We start from the raw sequence: 510 nt of genomic DNA on the forward strand, positions 1-510 counted from the left end.
TCGTCCTTCTACGCCGTCTACCACGGCCCGGACGGGCTGAAGGCCATCGCCGAGCGGGTCAACCACAACGCCCGGATCCTCGCCACAGCGCTGGCGGCCGTGGGCCGGGAACTCGTCACCGATTCGTTCTTTGACACCCTCACCGTCCGCGTGCCGGGCAAGGCCCGCAAGGTCCTGACCGCCGCAGAGGCCCGGGGCATCAACCTCCGCTTCATCGACGAGGACACCGTGGGTGTCTCCATCGATGAGACGACGACGGCGGCAACGCTGTCCGCCGTTGCCGTCGCCTTCGGCGCCGGTCCCGTCGGGGACGCGCAGGGCTTCGAGCTGCCCGCAGCCGTGCTCCGCACTTCGGACTTCCTGCAGCATCCGGTGTTCAATACGCACCGGTCGGAGACGCAGCTGCTGCGGTATATCCGGAAGCTGTCGGACCGGGACCTGGCGTTGGACCGCACCATGATCCGCTGGGTTCCTGCACGATGAAGCTGAACGCTACGGCCGAGATGGAGG

1 pseudogene is annotated in these 510 nt (G+C 67.6%); it reads left to right on the plus strand.

Features of this window, described 5'->3' with window-relative positions:
• Window positions 1–510: pseudogene (locus G205_RS20490) on the plus strand (glycine dehydrogenase (aminomethyl-transferring)); the annotation flags it as partial.

It is taken from the genome of Arthrobacter nitrophenolicus (genome assembly GCF_000332815.1).
GTDB classification, from domain to species: Bacteria; Actinomycetota; Actinomycetes; order Actinomycetales; family Micrococcaceae; genus Arthrobacter; species Arthrobacter nitrophenolicus.